General features: G+C 69.4%; 18 protein-coding genes. 9 read left to right on the top strand and 9 right to left on the bottom strand.

Annotation, left to right across the window (positions count from 1 at the left end; genetic code table 11):
- The first annotated feature begins 3 nt into the window (after window positions 1–3).
- Window positions 4–918, top strand: a complete 915-nt coding sequence (locus TU34_RS07515; RefSeq protein ID WP_045822178.1) for an alpha/beta hydrolase — start codon at window positions 4–6, stop codon at window positions 916–918.
- A gap of 30 nt (window positions 919–948) precedes the next feature.
- Window positions 949–2133 carry a hypothetical protein gene (locus TU34_RS07510; RefSeq protein WP_150116440.1) on the top strand — a complete coding sequence of 395 codons (1185 nt, stop codon included), beginning with the start codon at window positions 949–951 and terminating at the stop codon, window positions 2131–2133.
- Here TU34_RS07510 and TU34_RS07505 read toward each other — a convergent pair.
- Window positions 2125–2913 carry an MBL fold metallo-hydrolase gene (locus TU34_RS07505; RefSeq protein ID WP_238981205.1) on the bottom strand — a complete coding sequence of 263 codons (789 nt, stop codon included), beginning with the start codon at window positions 2911–2913 and terminating at the stop codon, window positions 2125–2127. The genes TU34_RS07510 and TU34_RS07505 overlap by 9 nt on opposite strands.
- A gap of 1 nt (window position 2914) precedes the next feature.
- Window positions 2915–3913 (bottom strand): glycine betaine ABC transporter substrate-binding protein, encoded by a 999-nt coding sequence (locus TU34_RS07500; protein ID WP_160298514.1) that lies wholly within the window; start codon window positions 3911–3913, stop codon window positions 2915–2917.
- Between the two features lie 52 nt (window positions 3914–3965).
- On the opposite strand from TU34_RS07500, the gene TU34_RS07495 reads away from it, so the two are divergent.
- Window positions 3966–5033: a magnesium and cobalt transport protein CorA gene (locus TU34_RS07495; RefSeq protein WP_045822177.1), complete on the top strand. Its 1068-nt coding sequence runs from the start codon at window positions 3966–3968 to the stop codon at window positions 5031–5033.
- 2 nt (window positions 5034–5035) lie between these two features.
- Here the strand turns inward: TU34_RS07495 and TU34_RS07490 are convergent, their stop codons facing one another.
- Window positions 5036–5635, bottom strand: coding sequence for a suppressor of fused domain protein (locus TU34_RS07490; protein ID WP_045822176.1), 600 nt, complete (start codon window positions 5633–5635; stop codon window positions 5036–5038).
- A 61-nt stretch (window positions 5636–5696) separates the two neighbouring features.
- On the opposite strand from TU34_RS07490, the gene TU34_RS07485 reads away from it, so the two are divergent.
- Window positions 5697–6479 (top strand): metallophosphoesterase family protein, encoded by a 783-nt coding sequence (locus tag TU34_RS07485; protein WP_045822175.1) that lies wholly within the window; start codon window positions 5697–5699, stop codon window positions 6477–6479.
- Window positions 6469–7326, top strand: a complete 858-nt coding sequence (locus tag TU34_RS07480) for a chromosome partitioning protein ParB (RefSeq protein ID WP_045822174.1) — start codon at window positions 6469–6471, stop codon at window positions 7324–7326. Before TU34_RS07485 ends, TU34_RS07480 begins: the two co-directional genes overlap by 11 nt.
- Window positions 7327–7396: 70 nt before the next feature.
- Here the strand turns inward: TU34_RS07480 and TU34_RS07475 are convergent, their stop codons facing one another.
- The 6 genes from TU34_RS07475 to TU34_RS07450 form a co-directional block, all read right to left on the bottom strand.
- On the bottom strand, window positions 7397–8572 hold the full coding sequence (locus TU34_RS07475) for an ABC transporter ATP-binding protein (protein ID WP_045822173.1): 1176 nt from the start codon (window positions 8570–8572) through the stop codon (window positions 7397–7399).
- Between the two features lie 2 nt (window positions 8573–8574).
- Window positions 8575–9405, bottom strand: a complete 831-nt coding sequence (locus tag TU34_RS07470; protein ID WP_045822172.1) for a carbohydrate ABC transporter permease — start codon at window positions 9403–9405, stop codon at window positions 8575–8577.
- Window positions 9406–9413: 8 nt separating this feature from the next.
- On the bottom strand, window positions 9414–10421 hold the full coding sequence (locus TU34_RS07465) for a carbohydrate ABC transporter permease (RefSeq protein ID WP_082079976.1): 1008 nt from the start codon (window positions 10419–10421) through the stop codon (window positions 9414–9416).
- Window positions 10418–11989: an extracellular solute-binding protein gene (locus tag TU34_RS07460; RefSeq protein WP_082079975.1), complete on the bottom strand. Its 1572-nt coding sequence runs from the start codon at window positions 11987–11989 to the stop codon at window positions 10418–10420. Before TU34_RS07460 ends, TU34_RS07465 begins: the two co-directional genes overlap by 4 nt.
- A 77-nt stretch (window positions 11990–12066) precedes the next feature.
- Window positions 12067–12558, bottom strand: coding sequence for a YflT domain-containing protein (locus TU34_RS07455; RefSeq protein ID WP_045822170.1), 492 nt, complete (start codon window positions 12556–12558; stop codon window positions 12067–12069).
- A 71-nt stretch (window positions 12559–12629) separates the two neighbouring features.
- Entirely contained in the window at window positions 12630–13598 is a 969-nt protein-coding gene (locus TU34_RS07450; RefSeq protein ID WP_150116439.1) for an HpcH/HpaI aldolase/citrate lyase family protein, read from the bottom strand.
- A gap of 141 nt (window positions 13599–13739) precedes the next feature.
- On the opposite strand from TU34_RS07450, the gene TU34_RS07445 reads away from it, so the two are divergent.
- From TU34_RS07445 to TU34_RS07425, 4 genes are all read left to right on the top strand, one after another.
- Window positions 13740–15056: a magnesium transporter MgtE N-terminal domain-containing protein gene (locus TU34_RS07445; protein WP_045822169.1), complete on the top strand. Its 1317-nt coding sequence runs from the start codon at window positions 13740–13742 to the stop codon at window positions 15054–15056.
- A complete protein-coding gene (locus TU34_RS07440) occupies window positions 15053–15595 on the top strand; it encodes a DUF1003 domain-containing protein (RefSeq protein WP_045822168.1) in 543 nt (180 codons plus the stop codon). The genes TU34_RS07445 and TU34_RS07440 overlap by 4 nt, the downstream gene beginning before the upstream one ends.
- A 232-nt stretch (window positions 15596–15827) precedes the next feature.
- Window positions 15828–17144 carry a lytic murein transglycosylase gene (locus tag TU34_RS24615; RefSeq protein ID WP_052688803.1) on the top strand — a complete coding sequence of 439 codons (1317 nt, stop codon included), beginning with the start codon at window positions 15828–15830 and terminating at the stop codon, window positions 17142–17144.
- A 61-nt stretch (window positions 17145–17205) separates the two neighbouring features.
- Window positions 17206–18342, top strand: a complete 1137-nt coding sequence (locus tag TU34_RS07425) for an Mrp/NBP35 family ATP-binding protein (protein ID WP_045822294.1) — start codon at window positions 17206–17208, stop codon at window positions 18340–18342.
- Window positions 18343–18347 lie beyond the last annotated feature (5 nt).

The following is an 18347-nucleotide window of genomic DNA, read 5'->3' as shown; positions in this document are numbered from 1 at the left end:
CCGATGTCGTACCGTCCCGCCGGGCCGAAGCTGCCCATCGGTGTCGTGGAGCCGCTGACCCGGATCATGTACCGGGCCATGCTGCATCCACGGCTCCCGCTGTCGACCCAGCGCGCGCTGGCCGACCGCGCGCTCGGTGTGGAACCACTCCCCCGTGACACGGTCGTCCGGACGCTCACCGTCGGTGGACGCCCCACCGAGCGGGTGACCGTCGGCGCCACCGAGACCGACACCGCCGTGCTGTTCCTGCACGGCGGCGGGTACACGTTGGGTTCGCCGCACTCGCACCGCCACCTCGGTGCGCACCTGGCCGCGGTCACCGGGGCCGCGATCTTCCTGGTCGACTACCGGCTCGCGCCGGAGGATCCGTACCCGGCCGCGGTCGTCGACGCGGTCGCGTCCTATCGCGATCTCGTCGACAACCACGGCTACTCAGCGGATCGTCTCGCGATCTCCGGCGACTCGGCCGGCGGCGGATTGTCGGTGGCCACGGCTCGTCGGCTCCTCGACGACCACCAGATCACCCCCGCCGCACTCGGTCTCATCTCGCCGTGGGTCGATCCGGGCGACGACACCCACGAGACGTGGTCGACGGACTCCGTCGTCAACCGCGGATGGTCGCGATTCTGCGCCGATGCGTATCTCGGCGGTGGTGACCCCACCGATCCCGGCTACGCGCCGCTGCACGGCGACCTGACCGGTCTGCCGCCGACGGTGATCCACATCGGTCGCCGGGAGGCGCTGTACGCGCAGGTGATCCGGTTCGCCGAGAAGCTGCGGGCGTCCGACGTCGAGGTCGACCTCCTCGAGTTCGACCGGCTGTGGCATGTCGGTCATCAGCAGGCCGGGATGCTCGTCGAGGCCGCCGACGCGGTCGACCACCTGGGGACGTTCCTGCGCCTGCGTCTCGACGCCTGACCTGCGCCACACCCGGGATAGGGTGTCGCGGTGGGTACAGCCGTCGTTCTTCTCGTGATCGCCGGACGGTTGTTGGTACCGCTGCTCATCCCGCGGTTCCCCGTCCCCGCGATCATCGCGGCGTTGGTGCTCGACGCGGTCGACCAGACCATCTTCCAACAGGTCCCGGGCCTCGACATCGCCGGCTACCAGCAGTACGACAAGGCGCTCGACGTCTACTACCTCGCGATCGCCTACCTGTCGACGCTGCAGAACTGGTCGGATCCTTTAGCCTTCGGCATCGCGCGGTTCCTGTTCTACTACCGCCTCGTCGGCGTCGTCGCGTTCGAGTTCAGCGACTCCCGATGGCTGCTGTTGGTGTTCCCCAACACCTTCGAGTACTTCTTCATCGCCTACGAGGTCATCCGGTGTCGGTGGGCGCCCACGCGCCTGAATCGTCGCGCGCTGATCGCACTGGCCGCGGGCATCTGGATCGTCATCAAGCTGCCCCAGGAATGGTGGCTGCACATCGCCGAACTCGACGTGACCGACGAGGTGAAGACGAAGGTGTTCGGTGTCGGCCTGACCGACGGGTGGGGCACCGCCGTCGCCCATCGGTGGTGGGTCGTGATCGTGGCCCTGGCGGCACTGGCGGTCGCGGTCCGAGCCGGTGTCTCCCGGCTGCCCGACGGTGATTGGCCGTTCGGGTTCGTCGTGTCGGCCCGCACGCGGGGCGGCAACGTCGCCCGCGTGCCCGCGAACGTCCGCGCCTCCCAGAGCGCGTTCCTCCGCGGACCACTGATCGAGAAGATCGTCCTGGTGTCGATGCTGCTGCTGGTGTTCTCGCGGATCGTGCCCGGTGTGCGCGCGACGAACACACAGATCGTCGTGACGGTGATCATCCTGGTGGTCGCCAACTCTGTGGTGAGTCATTGGATCGCCGGTCGCGGCACCGAGTGGACCTCGACGGTCTCGCAGTTCATCGCCGTCTCGGCGATCAACGCCGGCGTGGTCGTTGCGCTGGTGCTCCTGCCGACGCCGGGTGGTTCCACCGTCACCCCGCTGCCGTCGCTGTTCTTCCTGCTGCTCATCTCGCTCATCGTGACGCTCTACGACCGCTATCGGATGCTGCGGAAGCTGCGCAGCGGCAAGCCGTTCCCCATCTGGGTGCTGCGGCGCCGTCTGCTCGAGCGCACCCGCCGGACGGTTGCGGGCGTGGCGACGCGCTCAGACTGACAGCGACTGTCCGGGGACGAGTTCGTGCGCCGTGGTGACAGGCGCCGCGGAGTCGCGCGCCGACGACGTCACCGCCTCGACGAATCTCGCACCCGGCGGCAGGAACTCCTCCGGCGCGACCGCGGACAGGCCGATCGGCCAGAACGTGCCGAAGTGGACCGGAACGGCGTGGCGCGCGCCCAGCATCCCCGCCGCGGCCGCCGCACGGTCGGCGTCCATGTGTCCCTCACCGAGGCCCGGCCCCCAGCCCCCGACCGGCAGCAGAGCCAGATCGCAGTCGCCGACCTCCTCGGCCATCCCGGGGAAGATGTCGGTGTCACCTGCGAAATAGGTTCGCGCCGAACCGGTCACGACGAAACCGAGCGGCTCGACCGAGTGCCGCGCCAGCGGGTGCCGGCGACCGTCGTGGCGTGCCGGCACCGCGCGGATCTCGACGCCACCGATCTCCACCACCTCACCGACGACCACCTCGCGGACATCACGGCCGCGCAGCCGGCTCGTGCCCGGTACCGCGGCACCCGTCCCCCGCGGCACGACGATGGGTGTGGCGGGATCGAGCATCGCCAGCGAACGGACGTGGAGATGATCCGAATGCAGATGCGACACCACCACGACGTCGGCGTCGCGGGCCGCGGCGGACGGGATCGGCCCGCGCCGCCGCCGCAGATGTGCGACACCGGCGGTGAGGACCGGATCGGTGAGCACCCGCACACCGGCATCGACGACGGTGGCGGTCGAGTGTCCCCACCACGTCACGTCCACTGTCGGCTCGGCGGCCACGTCAGAGGTTGTGTTCGGAGAGCCAGTCGGTGACGACCGCCGAGGCGGTGGCTGCGCCGGTCGAGACCTTCTGGGCCATCGCGGCGAGGTCGGCGGTGGTGAGCTCGCCCGCGACCGTGTTGACCGCCTTGATGAGATCTCGGTCGAGGGCTGCGGTGGCGAAGACGGGGACGAGGTTCTGTGCCCGGATCGCCGGTTGATCCGCCGGGTCGGCGGCACCGGTGGCGGTCGGATCGGCACGGGCGTCGGCCGACACCTGCTTCCTGTCTGCGAGGACCGTCAGCGCGGCATCGTTGCCCGCGCTCGACAGCGTCGACACGAGACCCACCGCACGGCCCGAGGTCACCTCGGCGGTCACCGACGCGACATCGGCGACCTTCCGGAACGGCCCGAACCGACACCCCACCGCCGCCAGTGCGGCCAACGTGCCCTCGTCGGGGGTACGGTCGCTCACCACCGGTAGGCCTGCGGGCAGCCGCGAACACTCCGACAGTTCGTCGACGCCGACCGCCGACGCCGTCGAGGCCGCGACCACCACCTGCAGTTGGTCGACCACCGTGGTCGGGTCGCCGACCGAGACGCCCTGCGGCAGGGCGCGGTTGAGATCGTCGTACACGGAGTCGGTGGAGGTCGCGGTCGAGCCGGGCGCGAGTGCGGACAGCAGCGATCCGCTGAACGCGCCGAACAGATCGACCGTGCCGCCGTCGACGTCGTCGAGCAGTTGCCGGTAGGAACCGGTCACCAGGCCCGAGCGCACGGTCGCCCCCTCGTGCCGCAGCACCTCGGCGTAGATGTCGGCGGCGATCGCCGGGGCCGTACCCGGGCCGCTGCCGACGACGAGGGTGCGATCGGGCTCCGACACCGACGACGAACACCCCGCGACGACGGCGACCGCCGCGATGAGCGAGACCGTCACCGCTGCGACGCGGACCCGCCGGCGGGACGACACGGTGGGGGCTCGGTGGACGATCACGGCGTCCACGCTAGTCGAGGCGGCCACCCGTACGATGATGCCGCGAGGTCGTCACGCCCGAACCCGAGGAGGTAGCACCATGCCGTCGTTGCCGTCACTGCGCCCCTCCGGCGGCGGTCCGCCGCGACCCCGGGTGCCCATCCCGCCCGCGCGCGCGGTGGTCGACTGCGCGGTCTATGTCGACGGGGAACGCAAATCCGGGCGGCGCTCCTACAGCGAGGCGCTCGCCGAGGTCACCGCGACCGGGCAGGGGTTCGTGTGGGTCGGTCTACACGCCCCCGACGATCAACAGATGGCCGGGGTCGCCGACACCTTCGGGCTCCACGAACTGATGGTCGAGGATGCCGTCCACGCCCACCAGCGCCCGAAGCTCGAACGGTACGACGACACCCAGTTCATCGTGTTGCGCACCGTCAAGTACGTCGAACACGACTCGCTCGCCACCACGAAGGAGGTCGTCGAGACAGGCGAGATCATGATCTTCGTCGGGAAGAACTTCGTGATCACCGTGCGCCACGGCGATTTCACCCACCTCGCCGGCGTCCGTCAATATCTGGAGAACCGACCCGATCGGCTCGCCCTCGGCCCGTACGCGGTGATGCACGCCATCGCCGACCACGTCGTCGACACCTATCTCGAGGTCACCGCTGCGGTCGAACACGACGTCGACGCGATCGAGGAGGCCATCTTCTCCCCCAGCGGCGCGATAGACATCGACTCGGTGTACCTGCTCAAACGCGAGATGACCGAACTGCGTCGCGCGGTGGCGCCGCTGACGGTCCCGCTACAACGCCTCACCTCCTCCGACAACGACCTGTGCCCCAAGGAGGTCCGGCGGTACATGCGCGACGTGGCCGACCACCACACGAGCGCGGTCGAGCAGATCTCCACCTTCGACGAGGTCCTGACGTCGCTGTTGGAGGCGGCGTCGGCGAAGGTCGCGATCCAACAGAACACCGACATGCGCAAGATCACCTCGTGGGTGGCGATCGCGTCGGTGCCGACGATGGTGGCCGGGATCTACGGCATGAACTTCGACAACATGCCCGAGTTGCACTGGCATTACTTCTATTACTGCGTGCTCGGATTCCTCGCGGTGGTCTCGGTGACGCTGTGGCGTACCTTCCGGCGCAACCACTGGCTCTAGGGTCAGGCCCGTCCCGGCGTGGCGGACACGCGGCGCACGTCGGCGACGTCGATGTCCGCCTCCTCCCAGGCGCGGCGCAGTTCGTCGACCCCCCGCAGACGCACCCACGCGGCCTCGTTCGCCGTGATGGGGATGGCCCGCAGGAACGTGACCGGCGACATCGGCTCGTCGAGAGGACAGTCGGCGATCTCGTCGACCGAGAGCACGACCGCGGTGCACGCCGATCCCGACCACAGCGGTTCGCCGAGATCGATCAGCGCGTCGGCCAGCAAGACGACACCCTCCACCGAGGGGGTCGCGGCGAGCAGGGCGACACTGCGGTGCAGGTCCACCAGCGGGTCGCCGGCGTGCATACGGACGACGATCTCCGCGCGGGGTCCGCGTACCGGGTCGGCACCCAGGTCGGTGGGGTCGGCCATCGGGTGCCGGGAGCACCCGACCGACGCGAAGACGACGTCGGCGACATCGGCGCGGCCGGCGTCGGTGAACCGCAGGACGTCGATCGCCTCGACGCCGAGGAACGTGACCGAGGCGCGCTGCGGATCGCCGGGCAGGGCCGCGCGGAGATGGTCGGTGACCCGATCGGTGACGGAGGTGCTCATCGCCTACGAGTCAACACCATCGCACTCCGGCCGCACCCATCGCGCGCGGTAGCCTCGTCGCATGGTGCGGGTGCTGGCGGTGGCCGACGAGGTGGTCGACGGACTCACCCACGGCCTCGTCGAGCAGCTCGCCCCCGACCTGATCCTCGGCGCCGGCGACCTGCCCTTCGACTACCTCGAGACGTTGTCGACCCGTAGCGGCGCCCCGTGCGTGTTCGTCCCCGGCAACCACGACCGCGACCTCGCCGGATTCCACCGTGGGCGGTCGGGCTGGACGCGGGCCGGGCTCCCGGCGAACGACCCCGGGCCGGCCGGCGCGGTCAACGCCGACGGCCGCGTCGTGACCGTGGCCGGGCTCCGCATCGCGGGCCTCGGGGGCTCGATCCGCTACAACGACGGCCCCAACCAGTATCGGGAGGGCGCGCAGCGTCGGCGCGCGGATCTGCTCCGCTGGCGTCACCGCATCGCGGTGCGGACCCGACGGATCGGCGCGCGACCACATTGCGACCCCCAGGTCGACATCCTGCTGACCCACAGCCCCGCCCGCGGCTACGGCGACGGCGACGACGGCCCGCACATCGGTTTCCGCTGTCTCGTCGATCTCGTGCAGTCGCTGCGGCCCCAGGCGTTGATCCACGGACACATCCACCCCTACGGTCAGACGCCCCGGGACCGGCGGATACCGCTGGTCCGCGACGCCGACCCTTCGCGGCGTCCGACGAACGACAAGGACGCGACCCCCGCGACCTCGACACTCTCGCTGAACACGGTGGGCTACACCGTGTTCGACATCGAGGCCGGCGGTACCGGCATCACCGTGCGGAGGCGACGACATGGCTCGTGACACCGGATTCCCCGACGCCGACGCCGAGAACGACTTCAGCCGCCTCCGGCGACAGGCCGAACTGGCGCGCCTGTCGGCGTGGTTCACCCGTGCGCCCGCCGACGTCAACACCATCCTGCCGTTCGACGAGGTCGTCACCGCACTCGGCCGCACCGGTGAGACCGCCCTGGGTCTCGTCGTGGTCGAGGTGTCGTCGATCGTCGGCAGCGTCGACCGCACCAGGGATTTCGACCGCTACTTCCGCCCCACCTCGACCCGTGTCCGGGCGCGGTGGCAGCGGTTGGCCGCGGCCCAACGTCGCGGCGAGGCGATGCCGCCCATCGTGCTCTACCGGGTGGGCTCGATGCACTTCGTGGTCGACGGGCACCACCGTGTGTCGATCGCGATCGCGCGCCATCTTAAGACCATCGACGCCTACGTCACCGAGATCCACACCCGCATCTCCCCCGACGGGATCAGCGCACCGTCGGACCTCCTGCTCAAGGACCACCGTCGGCTGTTCCTCGCGCGGGTCCCGTTGCAGGGCAAGCAGGCCGAGGCCATCACCGTGGCCGATCCGTTCGACTACGCCGAGCTGGCCGAGAACGTCGAGGCCTGGGGCTTCCGTCTGAGCCAGGAGGTGGGCGAGTTCCTCGGGCGTGGCGAGGTGGCCCGGCGCTGGTTCGGCGAGGAGTTCCTGCCGGTGGTCCGCATGGCGCGGCGCGCGGAGGTGTTGCCGCGGGTCACCAGCGACGCCGAGCTCTACATGTGGCTGGCCTGCGAGCGCTACCGCCTGGTGCGCAAACACATCTGGGACGAGTCGATCATCGACGAGCTCCGCGACCTCGCCCCGCGCACACTGCGCTGACTCCCCCACACGACACCGCCGCCCCGCGACGTGGTCGTCGGAGGGCGGCGGTGTCGTGTGTGCAGGTGTCCTACTGGAGCAGCAGGTTGTGTCCGCTCGACTGGTCGAACAACGCCACCTTGGAGGCGTCGTAGAACAGTTCGGCGTTGGTGCCCTTGGTGATCGACGACTCCGGCGAGAGACGCGCGATCAACTGGTTCGACCCGAAGTCGGCGCCGGAGTCCGCGGCGAGCTCGGCGAGGGCGTCGCCCGATGCCCGCTGACCGTCGACGGTGAAGTACGCGAACTTGTCCGAACCCATCGACTCCAACACCTCGACGTGGGCGGTGAAGGTCCCACCGGTGCCGCGCGCCGCGGGGTCGAGCAGGCGTGCGTCCTCGAAGTGCTCGGGGCGGATGCCGACGAGCACCTCGCCGTTGCTGCCGACCGACCGGGCCGCCGACACGGCGCGTTGGTGCTCGGGAACCGTGATGTCGCCCAGAGCTGTCTGGACGGAGTTGGCGCCGAGGGTGCCGGGGATGAAGTTCATCGCCGGCGAGCCGATGAAGCCGGCCACGAACAGGTTCGCGGGGTTGGCGTAGAGCTCCTGCGGCGACCCGATCTGCTGGACGTGACCGCCGCGCAACACCACGACGCGGTCGCCGAGGGTCATGGCCTCGGTCTGATCGTGCGTCACGTAGACCGTCGTGGTGCCCAGACGCTGTTGCAGCCGTGAGATCTCAGTGCGCATCTGCACACGCAGCTTCGCGTCGAGGTTCGACAGCGGCTCGTCCATGAGGAACGCCTTGGGGTTACGCACGATCGCGCGACCCATGGCGACCCGCTGGCGCTGACCGCCGGAGAGGTTCGCGGGCTTGCGGTCCATGTACTGGCCGAGGTCGAGGATCTTTGCGGCCTCGTCGACCTTCGACGCGATCTCCGACTTCGACAGCTTCGCCAGGGTCAGCGGGAAGGCGATGTTGTCGCGCACCGACATGTGCGGGTAGAGCGCGTAGCTCTGGAACACCATCGCGATGTCGCGGTCCTTCGGCGCCTTCTCGTTGACGCGTGAACCGCCGATGCGCAGCTCGCCCGAGGAGATGTCCTCGAGGCCCGCGATCATGTTCAGCGTCGTCGACTTACCGCAGCCCGAGGGTCCCACCAGGATGATGAACTCGCCGTCGGCGATCTCGATGTTCACCTCACTGACCGCCAGAGAGCCGTCGGGGTACTTCTTGCTCACCTTGTCCAGAACGATGTCGGCCATGGTTATCCCTTCACAGCGCCGGAGGTCAGGCCGGCAACGATACGACGTTGGAAGAACAGTACGAAGACGATGATCGGAATGGTGATCACCACGGCGGCCGCCGCGATCGACCCGGTCGGCTCCTCGAACTGCGAGCTACCGGTGAAGTTCGAGATGGCCACCGGCGCGGTGATCGAGTTGTTGGTCGAGGTCAACGAGATCGCCAGGAGCAGGTCGTTCCAGGCGAAGATGAACACCAGGATCGCCGCGGTGACGATGCCGGGTGCGGCCAGCGGGGCGATCACCTTGCGGAAGGCCTGTGCCGGGGTGGCGCCGTCCATCTTGGCCGCCTTCTCGAGCTCCCATGGGATCTCGCGGAAGAACGCCGAGAGCGTGTAGATCGCCAACGGCAGCGCGAAGGTGATGTACGGCAGGATCAGGCCGGGCCAGGTGTCGAACAGCCCGATCTTGCGCTCGATGTTGAACAGCGGTGTCACCAGCGAGATCTGCGGGAACATGGCGATGAGCAACGCCGCACCGATGAACACCTTCTTACCCGGGAAGTCCAGGCGCGCAACCGCATACGCCGCGACGGTCCCGAGCACCACCGCGATCACCGTGGTGATGAGACCGATGCCGATCGAGTTGATGAGCGCACTCGTGAAGTCGTTCGTGTCGAAGATGCCGCTGTAGTTGTCGAACGTCCACTTCTTCGGGATGAAGCTGCCGTCGGTGACCGAGCCCGGGGGCTTGAACGAGAGGCTGACGATCCACAGCACCGGGATGAGGGCGTAGAGAACGACCAGCAGATTGATGACGGACCAGCCGACCTTTTTTCCCACCGTCTGATTCATGTCCGGCGCTACCGCCCCTCGTTGTCGGATCCGGGCGCTGACGCACCGAATCCCTTGATGAACAGTGCGGCGATGATCGCGACGGCCAGGAAGATCAGCACGCTGATCGCCGAGCCGACACCGAGATTGAACGCCTTGAACAGGTTGTCGTATCCCAGGACGGACACCGAGTAGGTGGTGTTCGCGCCCTTCGTCAGCACGTAAATGTTGTCGAAGATCCGGAACGCGTCGAGGGTGCGGAACAGCAGCGCGACCAGGATGGCCGGCTTCATCAGCGGGATCGTGATGCGGATCAACCGCGTCCACGCCCCCGCCCCGTCGACCTGGGCCGCCTTGAGCAGGTCGTCGGGGACGAGCGCGAGACCGGCCAGCAACAGCAGCGCCATGAACGGTGTCGTCTTCCACACCTCGGCGAGGACGATCACCGCCAGCGACGGCAGCTGGTGGGTCAGCGGAGCCGACCCGGCGGGCAGCAGGTTCGCCAGGTAGCCCGTCTCCGGCGTCCACGCGTAGTACCACGAGAACGCGGCGGCGACGGTGACGATGCCGTATGGGATGAGCACGACCGTGCGGACGAGTCCCTTGCCGAAGATGGTGCGGTGCATGACGAGTGCGATCGCCAGGCCCAGCACGAACTCGATGGCGACCGAGACCACGGTGATGCCCAGGGTGATCCCGAACGCGGTCCACCAGTAGCTGTCGCTGAGCGCGGTCACGTAATTGGTGAACCAGACGAACTCGCTCTTGCCCGGCGCCGACAGGCTCGCCTTGAACAGGCTGAGGTACACCGAGTACACGATCGGGTACCCCGTGACGACCAGCATCACGATCGCGGCCGGCGCGATCAGCAGCAGCCCGAGGCGCCGATCGGCCTTCTTGCCGTCACTGACGTTCTTCGCCGTGGGCGGCGCGCCGGCGGTCTTCGTGCGCGCCACGGTCGTGGGCACGGGCCGGTCGGCCTCGCTGCGCGCGTGACGTCCCCGGGGCTGTGAGAGGCCCCCATCCGCCGCTGTCATGGAATCAGTCCCTTACCGTCGATTGCCTTGCGGACCTGGTCGGCCAGCACATCCACACCGCTCTTCGGATCGAGTCCACCCGGAGGGCTGAGCTTCGCGACGAGCAGCGTCGAGATCGCCTGGTAGACCGGCGATGCCGGTCGGTTCGACGACGCGTTCGACTCGAGCTGGGCCTTGATGTCGTCGCCCATCGGGTAGGTCTGCTTGAAGTCGGGATCGTCGTAGATCGACGCGATCGTGGGGGGTGTGCCGCCACTGATCGAGTAGACCTTCTGCGCGTCGGAGTTCGTCAGACACGCAGCCGCCTTGAACGCCAACGACTTCTGCTTCGAGGTGCTCGCGACGGCGAGGTTCACCCCACCCACGGTGACCTTCGCCGGACTGCCGGAGGTCACACCGGGGTAGCGCGCGAAGTCGAATCGGGTGCGCACCAGTTGGTTCACCGGTCCGAGCTCGGAGTCCTTCGGCGGGTTGTCGGGATCGGCGTAGAGGTTGGCGTACTTCTTCATCTCGGGGAAGAACGCGACGTCACCGGATGCGGCGTTCGACCGCATGCTGGGGAACACGAAGGGGTAGTTGATCTGGAAGGTCGCCAGGCCGTTCTCCATGGCGAGGCGTCCCTCGTTCTCCTTGTTGTTGCTCAGCGACGGGTCGGCACCGGGGGCGCGGGCGACCGAACGCATGATCTCGAGCGCCTTCTCGGTGGCGGCGCGGTGTGCCGGGGTGTCGTTCAGCGTGATCTTGGTCGGATCGTTGGCGTCGACCACCGAACCGCCCGCGCTGGTGAGAAGTGTGTTGAACCACACCATGAGTCCCTCGTACTGCGCGCCCTGGACCTCGATGTAACTCGGTGCCGCGCCGGGGCCCTTCCAGGCCGTGCGGATCTTCTCGTTCGCCGCGAGGACCTCGTCCCACGTCGAGGGTGCCTTCGTCGACCCCAGGTACTGCTTGAGGATGTCCGGGCGGAACCAGAGCAGCTGCGTGTTGGTCCACGTCGGGATCGCGTAGAGCCGCTTGGCGTTGTCGGACTTGGTCTTCCACTCCGCGGTCTCCAACGGGCCGGGCAGCGACTGCGAGCTGATGTCGGAGACCAGATCCTGGGGAACGGGTTCGAGCCAACCGGCGTCGGCGAACTCGGCGGTCCACACGACGTCCATGCCCATGAGGTCGAGTCCGGCGTCGTTGCCCGCGAGCCGTCGCGCCAGCTGCAGCCGCTGGTCGTCGGCGGCCTTGGGCAGCGCGTGGGTGACGATGTTGTACTCGCCGTTCGATGCGGCACTGCATTTCTTGCCGACCTGCTCGATGAACGAGGCACCGTCGGCCGGTGCGTACGCGTTGAGCGTCCGGGCTGTGTACCCGGATCCGCACGCGCTCACCGCCGGCAGCACGACCGCTGCGGCCGCGAGAGCGGCGACGGCGAGTCTCGCCCGCCTACCGCTCCCGCTGGTGTGTCCCTTGCCCGCCACGTACGCCTCCTTGCGACCGGAGCGCACGCGTCGACCTCGGCGTGCACCTTCGAATGCCTGAGGCGATACGTTATAGGTGGCAATTCGTGACGCGCAACACATTCGGCATGAACGTGCCAACTCGTGTCGGAATCGACGCCGCGGGTCCCATCAGATGCCCGAACGGGCACATTCGGACCTCAGATGGTGGTACGGGCCAACAGATCGCGCGCCTGCGGGGCGCTCTTGGGATCGCAGATCACGTCATAACGACCTGCCACGAGCTGCATCGTGGAGGCGAAGTCGCGGGTGCCACGCGTGGCCGCATACGGGATGGACGTCGAGATGACGCCGAACACGATGCCGCCGATGATGCCGAAGGCGATGGGCACCACGATGCTGCCGGTGACGACCAGGCTCAGCAGCAGACCGAAGAACAGGCCGAGCCACGCGCCCGAGGCGACACCGCCACCGATGACCTTGCCCCAGGTGAGTCGACCGAGCACGCGCTCGACCTGCATGAGATCGACTCCGACGATCGTCACGTCCTGCACCGGGAACTCGGCGTCGGAGAGGTAGTCGACGGCCTTCTGCGCCTCGGCGTAGGTGCGGTAGGAACCGATGGGCCAGCCCGACGGGGGTGTGGGCAGCCCCGGGGCCTCGCGTCCTCCGGGTCGGATCGGGTTGGTCATGTCGTGCCCTTCGTCGTCGCGCTCGGTCGATGGTGGTTCGCGGTCGCTGTGGTTCTCGGTCGCTGTCGTGCTCAGGTGGTGCGGTCGTCGCCCGGCGGCGTCCGGGTGAGACCCGCGGCGCGTCCGGTGCGTGCGAGCGCGGTCGCCATCGCCGCACTCGCCTCGTCGATCATCTCACCGCGGTGCCGCACCGCGCCGCGGGCTCCGCCCGCCGTCGACGTCGCCGTGGCGTAGGCGTCGAGCAGGTCCTCGGCCGCGTCGTAGTCGGCCTGGCGGGGTGTGAAGACCTCGTTGACGACGGCGATCTGCGACGGGTGGATGACCCACTTGCCGTCGTAACCGAGCGCTGCGGCAGCAGAGGCGATGGCGCGCAGTCGATCCGGTGCGTCGAAGGCCAGATACGGTCCGTCGACGGCGGCGAGCCCGTGCGCGCGGGCCGCCACCAGCACACTCATCAGCACATGGTGGTGGGCGTCGCCGAGGTCGTACCCCTGCGGCTGTTCACCGGTGGTGAGGGTGCGCATGCCCAGGCTCGCGGCCATGTCCGCCGGGCCGAGCACCAGCGCTTCGAGACGCGCACTGGCGGAGGCGATCTCGTCGATCCGACGCAGCGCCCCGGCGTCCTCGATCTGGGCCTGGATGCCGATGGCGCCCACCGGGAGGTCGTGGATCCGTTCGAGCTGGGTGAGGAGGAGGTCCAGTGCGATCACGTCGGCACCCCGACCGACCTTCGGCAGCACGACGGAGTGGAGGCGGGCGCCCGCCCCGGCGACGACGTCGATCACGTCGGCATGGGTCCACGGCGTCGACCACGCGTTGACCCGCACGGCCCGTCGCGCGCATCGCCAGTCGTCGGCGTTGAGGGCGTCGACGACCGCGGCCCGGGCGGCGACCTTCGCGTCGGGGGCCACGGCGTCCTCGAGATCGCAGAACACCTCGTCGGCCGACAGCGCCCGCGCCTTGGTGAGCATGGCCGCCGAACTGCCCGGCACCGCCAGGACCGATCGGCGCAACACGCCTCGGGGGTCCACCCGATCCATCGCGTCTCCCGTCACGTCGACGACGCCACGGTCTGCGGAGATCCCGGCATCGCGGTCGCTATTCCGGCATCACGGTCCGCGCGGGTGTCGTCATCGACACACCACGTCGATCAGCCGAGGGCTCGCACTACCCTGTCAGCCATGGCAGCAGTGAGCAAGGTGTTCGTGGCCAGGCTCGCGGGCCTCGCGGTCTTGGGTCCCGACGGCGAGTCGATAGGTCGGGTACGCGATCTCGTCCTGTCGCTGCGCTTCGACTCGGCCCCACCGCGGGCACTCGGTCTGGCGGTCGAACTCAGCACCCGGCGACGCATCTTCGTGCCCATGCTGCGGGTGACCAGCATCGAACCGACGTCGGTGAACCTCAACACCGGCACCGTGAGCATGCGGCGGCTGAACCTGCGTCCCGGTGAGTCGCTGGCGATAGGGCAGATCCTCGACAGTCGCGTGCAGGTCGTCGACCCCGATCTCCCCGAGCTCGCCGGCGCCGACATGCACGTGGTCGACCTGGGCATCGAGCGCAACCGCACCCGCGACTGGGTGATCTCCCGGGTCGCGCTGCGCGGCACCCGCTCGGGACTCGGCCGACGCGGCGAGACCCACGTGGTGGGCTGGTCGTCGGTGCGCGGTCTCACCCACAGCAGCCTCGAGCAGCCCGGACAGGGTGTGACGCAGGCACTCTCGCAGTTCGAGGGGATGCGCGCGGCCGACGTCGCCAACGCCCTGCGGGAGCTGCCCTCCAAACGCCGCCAGGAGATCGCCGGGGCCCTCGACGACGAACGCCTCGCCGACGTGATCCAGGAGCTCCCCGTCGACGACCAGACCGAACTGATCGGCCGGATGGAGGTCGACCGGGCCGCCGACGTCCTCGAGGCGATGGATCCCGACGATGCCGCCGACCTCCTCGGTGAGCTGCCCGACACCGAGGCCGAGGCCCTCCTGCAGCGGATGGACCCCGAGGAATCGGCGCCGGTGCGACGGCTGCTGTCGCACTCCCCCGACACCGCCGGTGGCCTCATGACACCCGAGCCGCTCATCGTGACGGCCAGCACGACCATCGCCGAGGCGCTGGCCCGTGCACGCAACCCCGACCTCACCCCGGCGTCGGCGAGCCTGACCTTCGTGGTCCGCCCGCCGACGGCCACGCCGACCGGGAAGTACCTCGGGTGCGTGCACCTGCAGGCGCTGCTGCGCGAACCGCCGGCCGACCTCGTCGGCGGCATCCTCGACACCGACCTCGCACGACTGGGTCCCGAGGACTCGCTCGAGGCGGTGACCCGCTACTTCGCCACCTACAACCTCGTGTGCGGACCGGTCGTCGACGCCGAGGGGCACCTCCTCGGTGCGGTCACCGTCGACGACCTCCTCGACCATCTGCTGCCCGAGGACTGGCGTGAGAACGAACCCGACGACGACACCGTCGCCGCGGGCCGGTCGAGGGTGCGGGGAGGCCTGTCGTGAGCCCCGACTCCTCCGCACGGGGCGGACGCCGCCTCGACACCCCGACGAAGGGTCGGCGCCGTCTGCCGTTCCATCTCGACGCCGACATCGTCGGTGTGTACAGCGAACGACTCGCTCGATTCCTCGGCACCGGCCGCTACCTCGCCATCCAGACCGTCGTGGTCATCGTGTGGATCGCACTGAACATGGTTGCGCTGAGCATCCAGTGGGATCCCTACCCGTTCATCCTGCTCAACCTCGCGTTCTCGACCCAGGCCGCCTACGCGGCACCGTTGATCCTGTTGGCCCAGAACCGTCAGGAGAACCGCGACCGGGTGGCCCTCGAGGAGGACCGGATGCGCGCGGAACAGACCAAGGCCGACACCGAGTTCCTCGCCCGCGAGCTCGCCGCGGTGCGCCTCGCCGTCGGCGACACCGTGACCCGCGACTACCTGCGACGTGAACTCGACGACCTGCTGACCGAGCTCCGCGTGGCGCTCCGCGACCCCGAGAACGCCGACGCCTCCGACACCGATCACCGCCGGGGACCGCGTACCTGACCGTTCGCCTCCCGCACGCTCGTCCCATATGTATCGTGGATCACAGCCCGGTCCGGGGGACGGTACCGACCGGGCGCGATCGACACGCCACCGTCGAAGTCGACTGTCCCGTCGGCGAACTCGTGTGTGAGAAAGCGGTGCCCCTGTGCAGTCCCGAGGTGTCATCGACGCGGCCCTGGCGCGACAACGTGCCCGTGAATCCGGTCGAGGGGGACTTTCCGGGCGGCCCTCCATGAACGCCGGCCGCTACGTCCCGATGGGGGTCGCGACACTGCTGGTCGGCGTCTTCGTCCTCGGGGCCGCGACCTCGAGTGCGCAGCGTCAACCGGCGTCGTCCCTTGCCGCCGCCGAGGTCACCCCCGCCGCGGTGATCGTCGACTCCGCCCCCCGCACGCTGGGCTTCGCCCCGCCCGCCGCACCCGCGACCGTCACGGGGGTGGGTGTGGTCACAGCCGGCGTGCGCACCCTCGCCCCCGCACTGCCCTCGGGCCCCCTGGGGATCCCGGGGATCATGCTGCGCGCCTACAAGCTCGCCGCCGACCGCGTCGGCGTCGAGAACCCCGTGTGCAAGCTGCCGTGGTTCCTCCTGGCCGGCATCGGCCGCATCGAGTCCGGGCACGCCGGCGACGGATCGGTCGACGCCTCGGGCACCACGATCAACCCCATCGCCGGTCCGGTGCTCGACGGCAGTCTCGCGGGCAACGCGGTCATCACCGACACCGACCGCGGAGCCATCGACGGCGATCCGGTCCACGATCGCGCCATGGGTCCGATGCAGTTCATCCCCAGTACCTGGGCGGCCTGGGGATCCGACGGCAACGGCGACGGCCGGGCCGACCCGAACAACATCTTCGACGCCACCTACTCCGCGGGTCGGTACCTGTGCGCCGGGGTCAGCGACATCATGAGCCCGCAGCACCGCGTCGCCGCCGTACTCCGCTACAACAACTCCCTCGAGTACGTCTCGAACGTCCTGACCTGGGCTCTGGCCTACGCGACGGGCGCGGTGCCGACCGCATCGGTCCTGGAGGTCAAGCGACCCGCGACCAGCGCCGCGCCGACACCCGGTGCACCCGGCGCGCCACCGGCGCCGTCGGGAGCGCCCGGCGCCTCCCCGACGCCCGGCGCACCCGGCGCGACACCACCGGCACCGACCGCACGCCTGCGCCTGGCGAAGGCCGCCTTCGATGTCCCGGCCACGATCGCGGTGACCTCGCCGGCCGGACCGGTGTCCTGCACCGTCGACCTCACGGTCACGGTCGCCCCCGACGGCACGTCGGCGACGGTCGGCAAGGCCGTGCTGAGCGGACAGAACCCGCTCTGCGCCATCGCCCGAACCGCGGCGCTCCCCTGGACGATCACCCCGACCGGCCCGACCACCGTCGAGGTCACCGGTGTGGGTGTCGACGCCCTCGGTACGCGGTGCGGTCCGATCGGGCTCGCCGGCGAGCTCAGCGGCGCCCTGACCGCGGCGGCCGCGCCCACCGGACCGTGTGTGATCCGTTCGCTCACCCTGCGGCCCACACCGTCGCTGGCCCTCGCGCGGTAGAACCGCCCGCTCGCCCACCGGCGGATCAGGGGTCGCTCGCCGGCGGATACGCTGAGTGACGATGAACGACGACACCGCATCCGCGATCCGCACCGCCCTGGCCAAGGTGACCGACCCCGAGATCGGGAAACCGATCACCGACCTCGGCATGCTGAAGTCGGTCACCGTGGCCGACGACGGCAGCGTCGACATCGGGATCTACCTCACGACGTCGGGCTGCCCCCTGCGCACCGAGATCACCGAGCGCGTCACGACCGCCGCCTCCGACGTCCCCGGCGTCGGTGCGGTGCGGGTGGAACTCGACGTGATGGACGACGAGCAGCGCACCGAACTGCGCAAGTCGTTGCGCGGCGACCGGGCCGAACCGGTGATCCCGTTCGCCCAGCCCGGATCGCTGACCCGCGTGTACGCGGTCGCCTCGGGCAAGGGCGGTGTCGGCAAGTCCAGCGTGACCGTCAACCTCGCGGCCGCCCTCGCCGAACGCGGTCTCACCGTGGGCGTCCTCGACGCCGACATCTACGGCCACTCGGTGCCCCGCATGATGGGCAACGACGCCAAGCCCACACAGGTCGAGAAGATGATCATGCCGCCCATGGCGCACGGCGTGAAGTTCATCTCCATCGCCCAGTTCACCAGCGGCAACACGCCGGTCGTGTGGCGCGGGCCGATGCTGCACCGCGCGCTGCAGCAGTTCCTCGCCGACGTCTACTGGGGCGACCTCGACGTGCTGCTCCTCGATCTCCCGCCGGGCACCGGCGACATCGCCATCTCGATCGCCCAGCTGATCCCCGGGGCCGAGATCCTCGTGGTCACCACTCCCCAGCAGGCCGCCGCCGAGGTCGCCGAGCGCGCCGGGGCGATCGCCCTGCAGACACGACAGAAGATCGCCGGCGTGGTGGAGAACATGTCGTGGATGGAACTGCCCGACGGCAGCCGCATCGAGCCGTTCGGTTCCGGCGGCGGCGCGTTGGTGGCCGAACGGCTCACGCGCGCGGTCGGCTCCGAGGTCGCCCTGCTCGGCTCGATCCCGTTGGAGACGGCGCTGCGCGAGGGTGGCGACAGCGGCGTGCCGCTCGTGCTCTCCGACCCGACATCACCTGCCGGGGCCGCGTTGCGCGACATCGCCCAGCGCCTCGCCGTACGTCGCCGGGGCCTGGCGGGGATGTCGCTGGGCATCGACACCGCGCGCAACGCCTGACCGCC

The sequence above is a fragment of the Williamsia herbipolensis genome, from assembly GCF_000964005.1.
In the GTDB taxonomy this organism is placed as follows: domain Bacteria; phylum Actinomycetota; class Actinomycetes; order Mycobacteriales; family Mycobacteriaceae; genus Williamsia_A; species Williamsia_A herbipolensis.
Note: the sequence above shows the minus strand (reverse complement) of the source record. Positions and strands in the feature narration are given on the sequence as shown.

Excerpts from the sequence above, each read along its gene's own strand:
- TU34_RS07465 (WP_082079976.1), bottom strand. The coding sequence starts at position 10,421 with ATGACAGCGGCGGATGGGGGCCTCTCACAGCCCCGGGGACGTCACGCG.
- TU34_RS07445 (WP_045822169.1), top strand. The coding sequence starts at position 13,740 with ATGGCAGCAGTGAGCAAGGTGTTCGTGGCCAGGCTCGCGGGCCTCGCG.
- TU34_RS24615 (WP_052688803.1), top strand. The coding sequence starts at position 15,828 with ATGAACGCCGGCCGCTACGTCCCGATGGGGGTCGCGACACTGCTGGTC.
- TU34_RS07490 (WP_045822176.1), bottom strand. The coding sequence starts at position 5,635 with ATGAGCACCTCCGTCACCGATCGGGTCACCGACCATCTCCGCGCGGCC.
- TU34_RS07455 (WP_045822170.1), bottom strand. The coding sequence starts at position 12,558 with ATGACCAACCCGATCCGACCCGGAGGACGCGAGGCCCCGGGGCTGCCC.
- TU34_RS07495 (WP_045822177.1), top strand. The coding sequence starts at position 3,966 with ATGCCGTCGTTGCCGTCACTGCGCCCCTCCGGCGGCGGTCCGCCGCGA.
- TU34_RS07480 (WP_045822174.1), top strand. The coding sequence starts at position 6,469 with ATGGCTCGTGACACCGGATTCCCCGACGCCGACGCCGAGAACGACTTC.
- TU34_RS07450 (WP_150116439.1), bottom strand. The coding sequence starts at position 13,598 with ATGGATCGGGTGGACCCCCGAGGCGTGTTGCGCCGATCGGTCCTGGCG.
- TU34_RS07470 (WP_045822172.1), bottom strand. The coding sequence starts at position 9,405 with ATGAATCAGACGGTGGGAAAAAAGGTCGGCTGGTCCGTCATCAATCTG.
- TU34_RS07460 (WP_082079975.1), bottom strand. The coding sequence starts at position 11,989 with ATGTGTTGCGCGTCACGAATTGCCACCTATAACGTATCGCCTCAGGCA.
- TU34_RS07485 (WP_045822175.1), top strand. The coding sequence starts at position 5,697 with ATGGTGCGGGTGCTGGCGGTGGCCGACGAGGTGGTCGACGGACTCACC.
- TU34_RS07475 (WP_045822173.1), bottom strand. The coding sequence starts at position 8,572 with ATGGCCGACATCGTTCTGGACAAGGTGAGCAAGAAGTACCCCGACGGC.
- TU34_RS07515 (WP_045822178.1), top strand. The coding sequence starts at position 4 with ATGTCGTACCGTCCCGCCGGGCCGAAGCTGCCCATCGGTGTCGTGGAG.
- TU34_RS07425 (WP_045822294.1), top strand. The coding sequence starts at position 17,206 with ATGAACGACGACACCGCATCCGCGATCCGCACCGCCCTGGCCAAGGTG.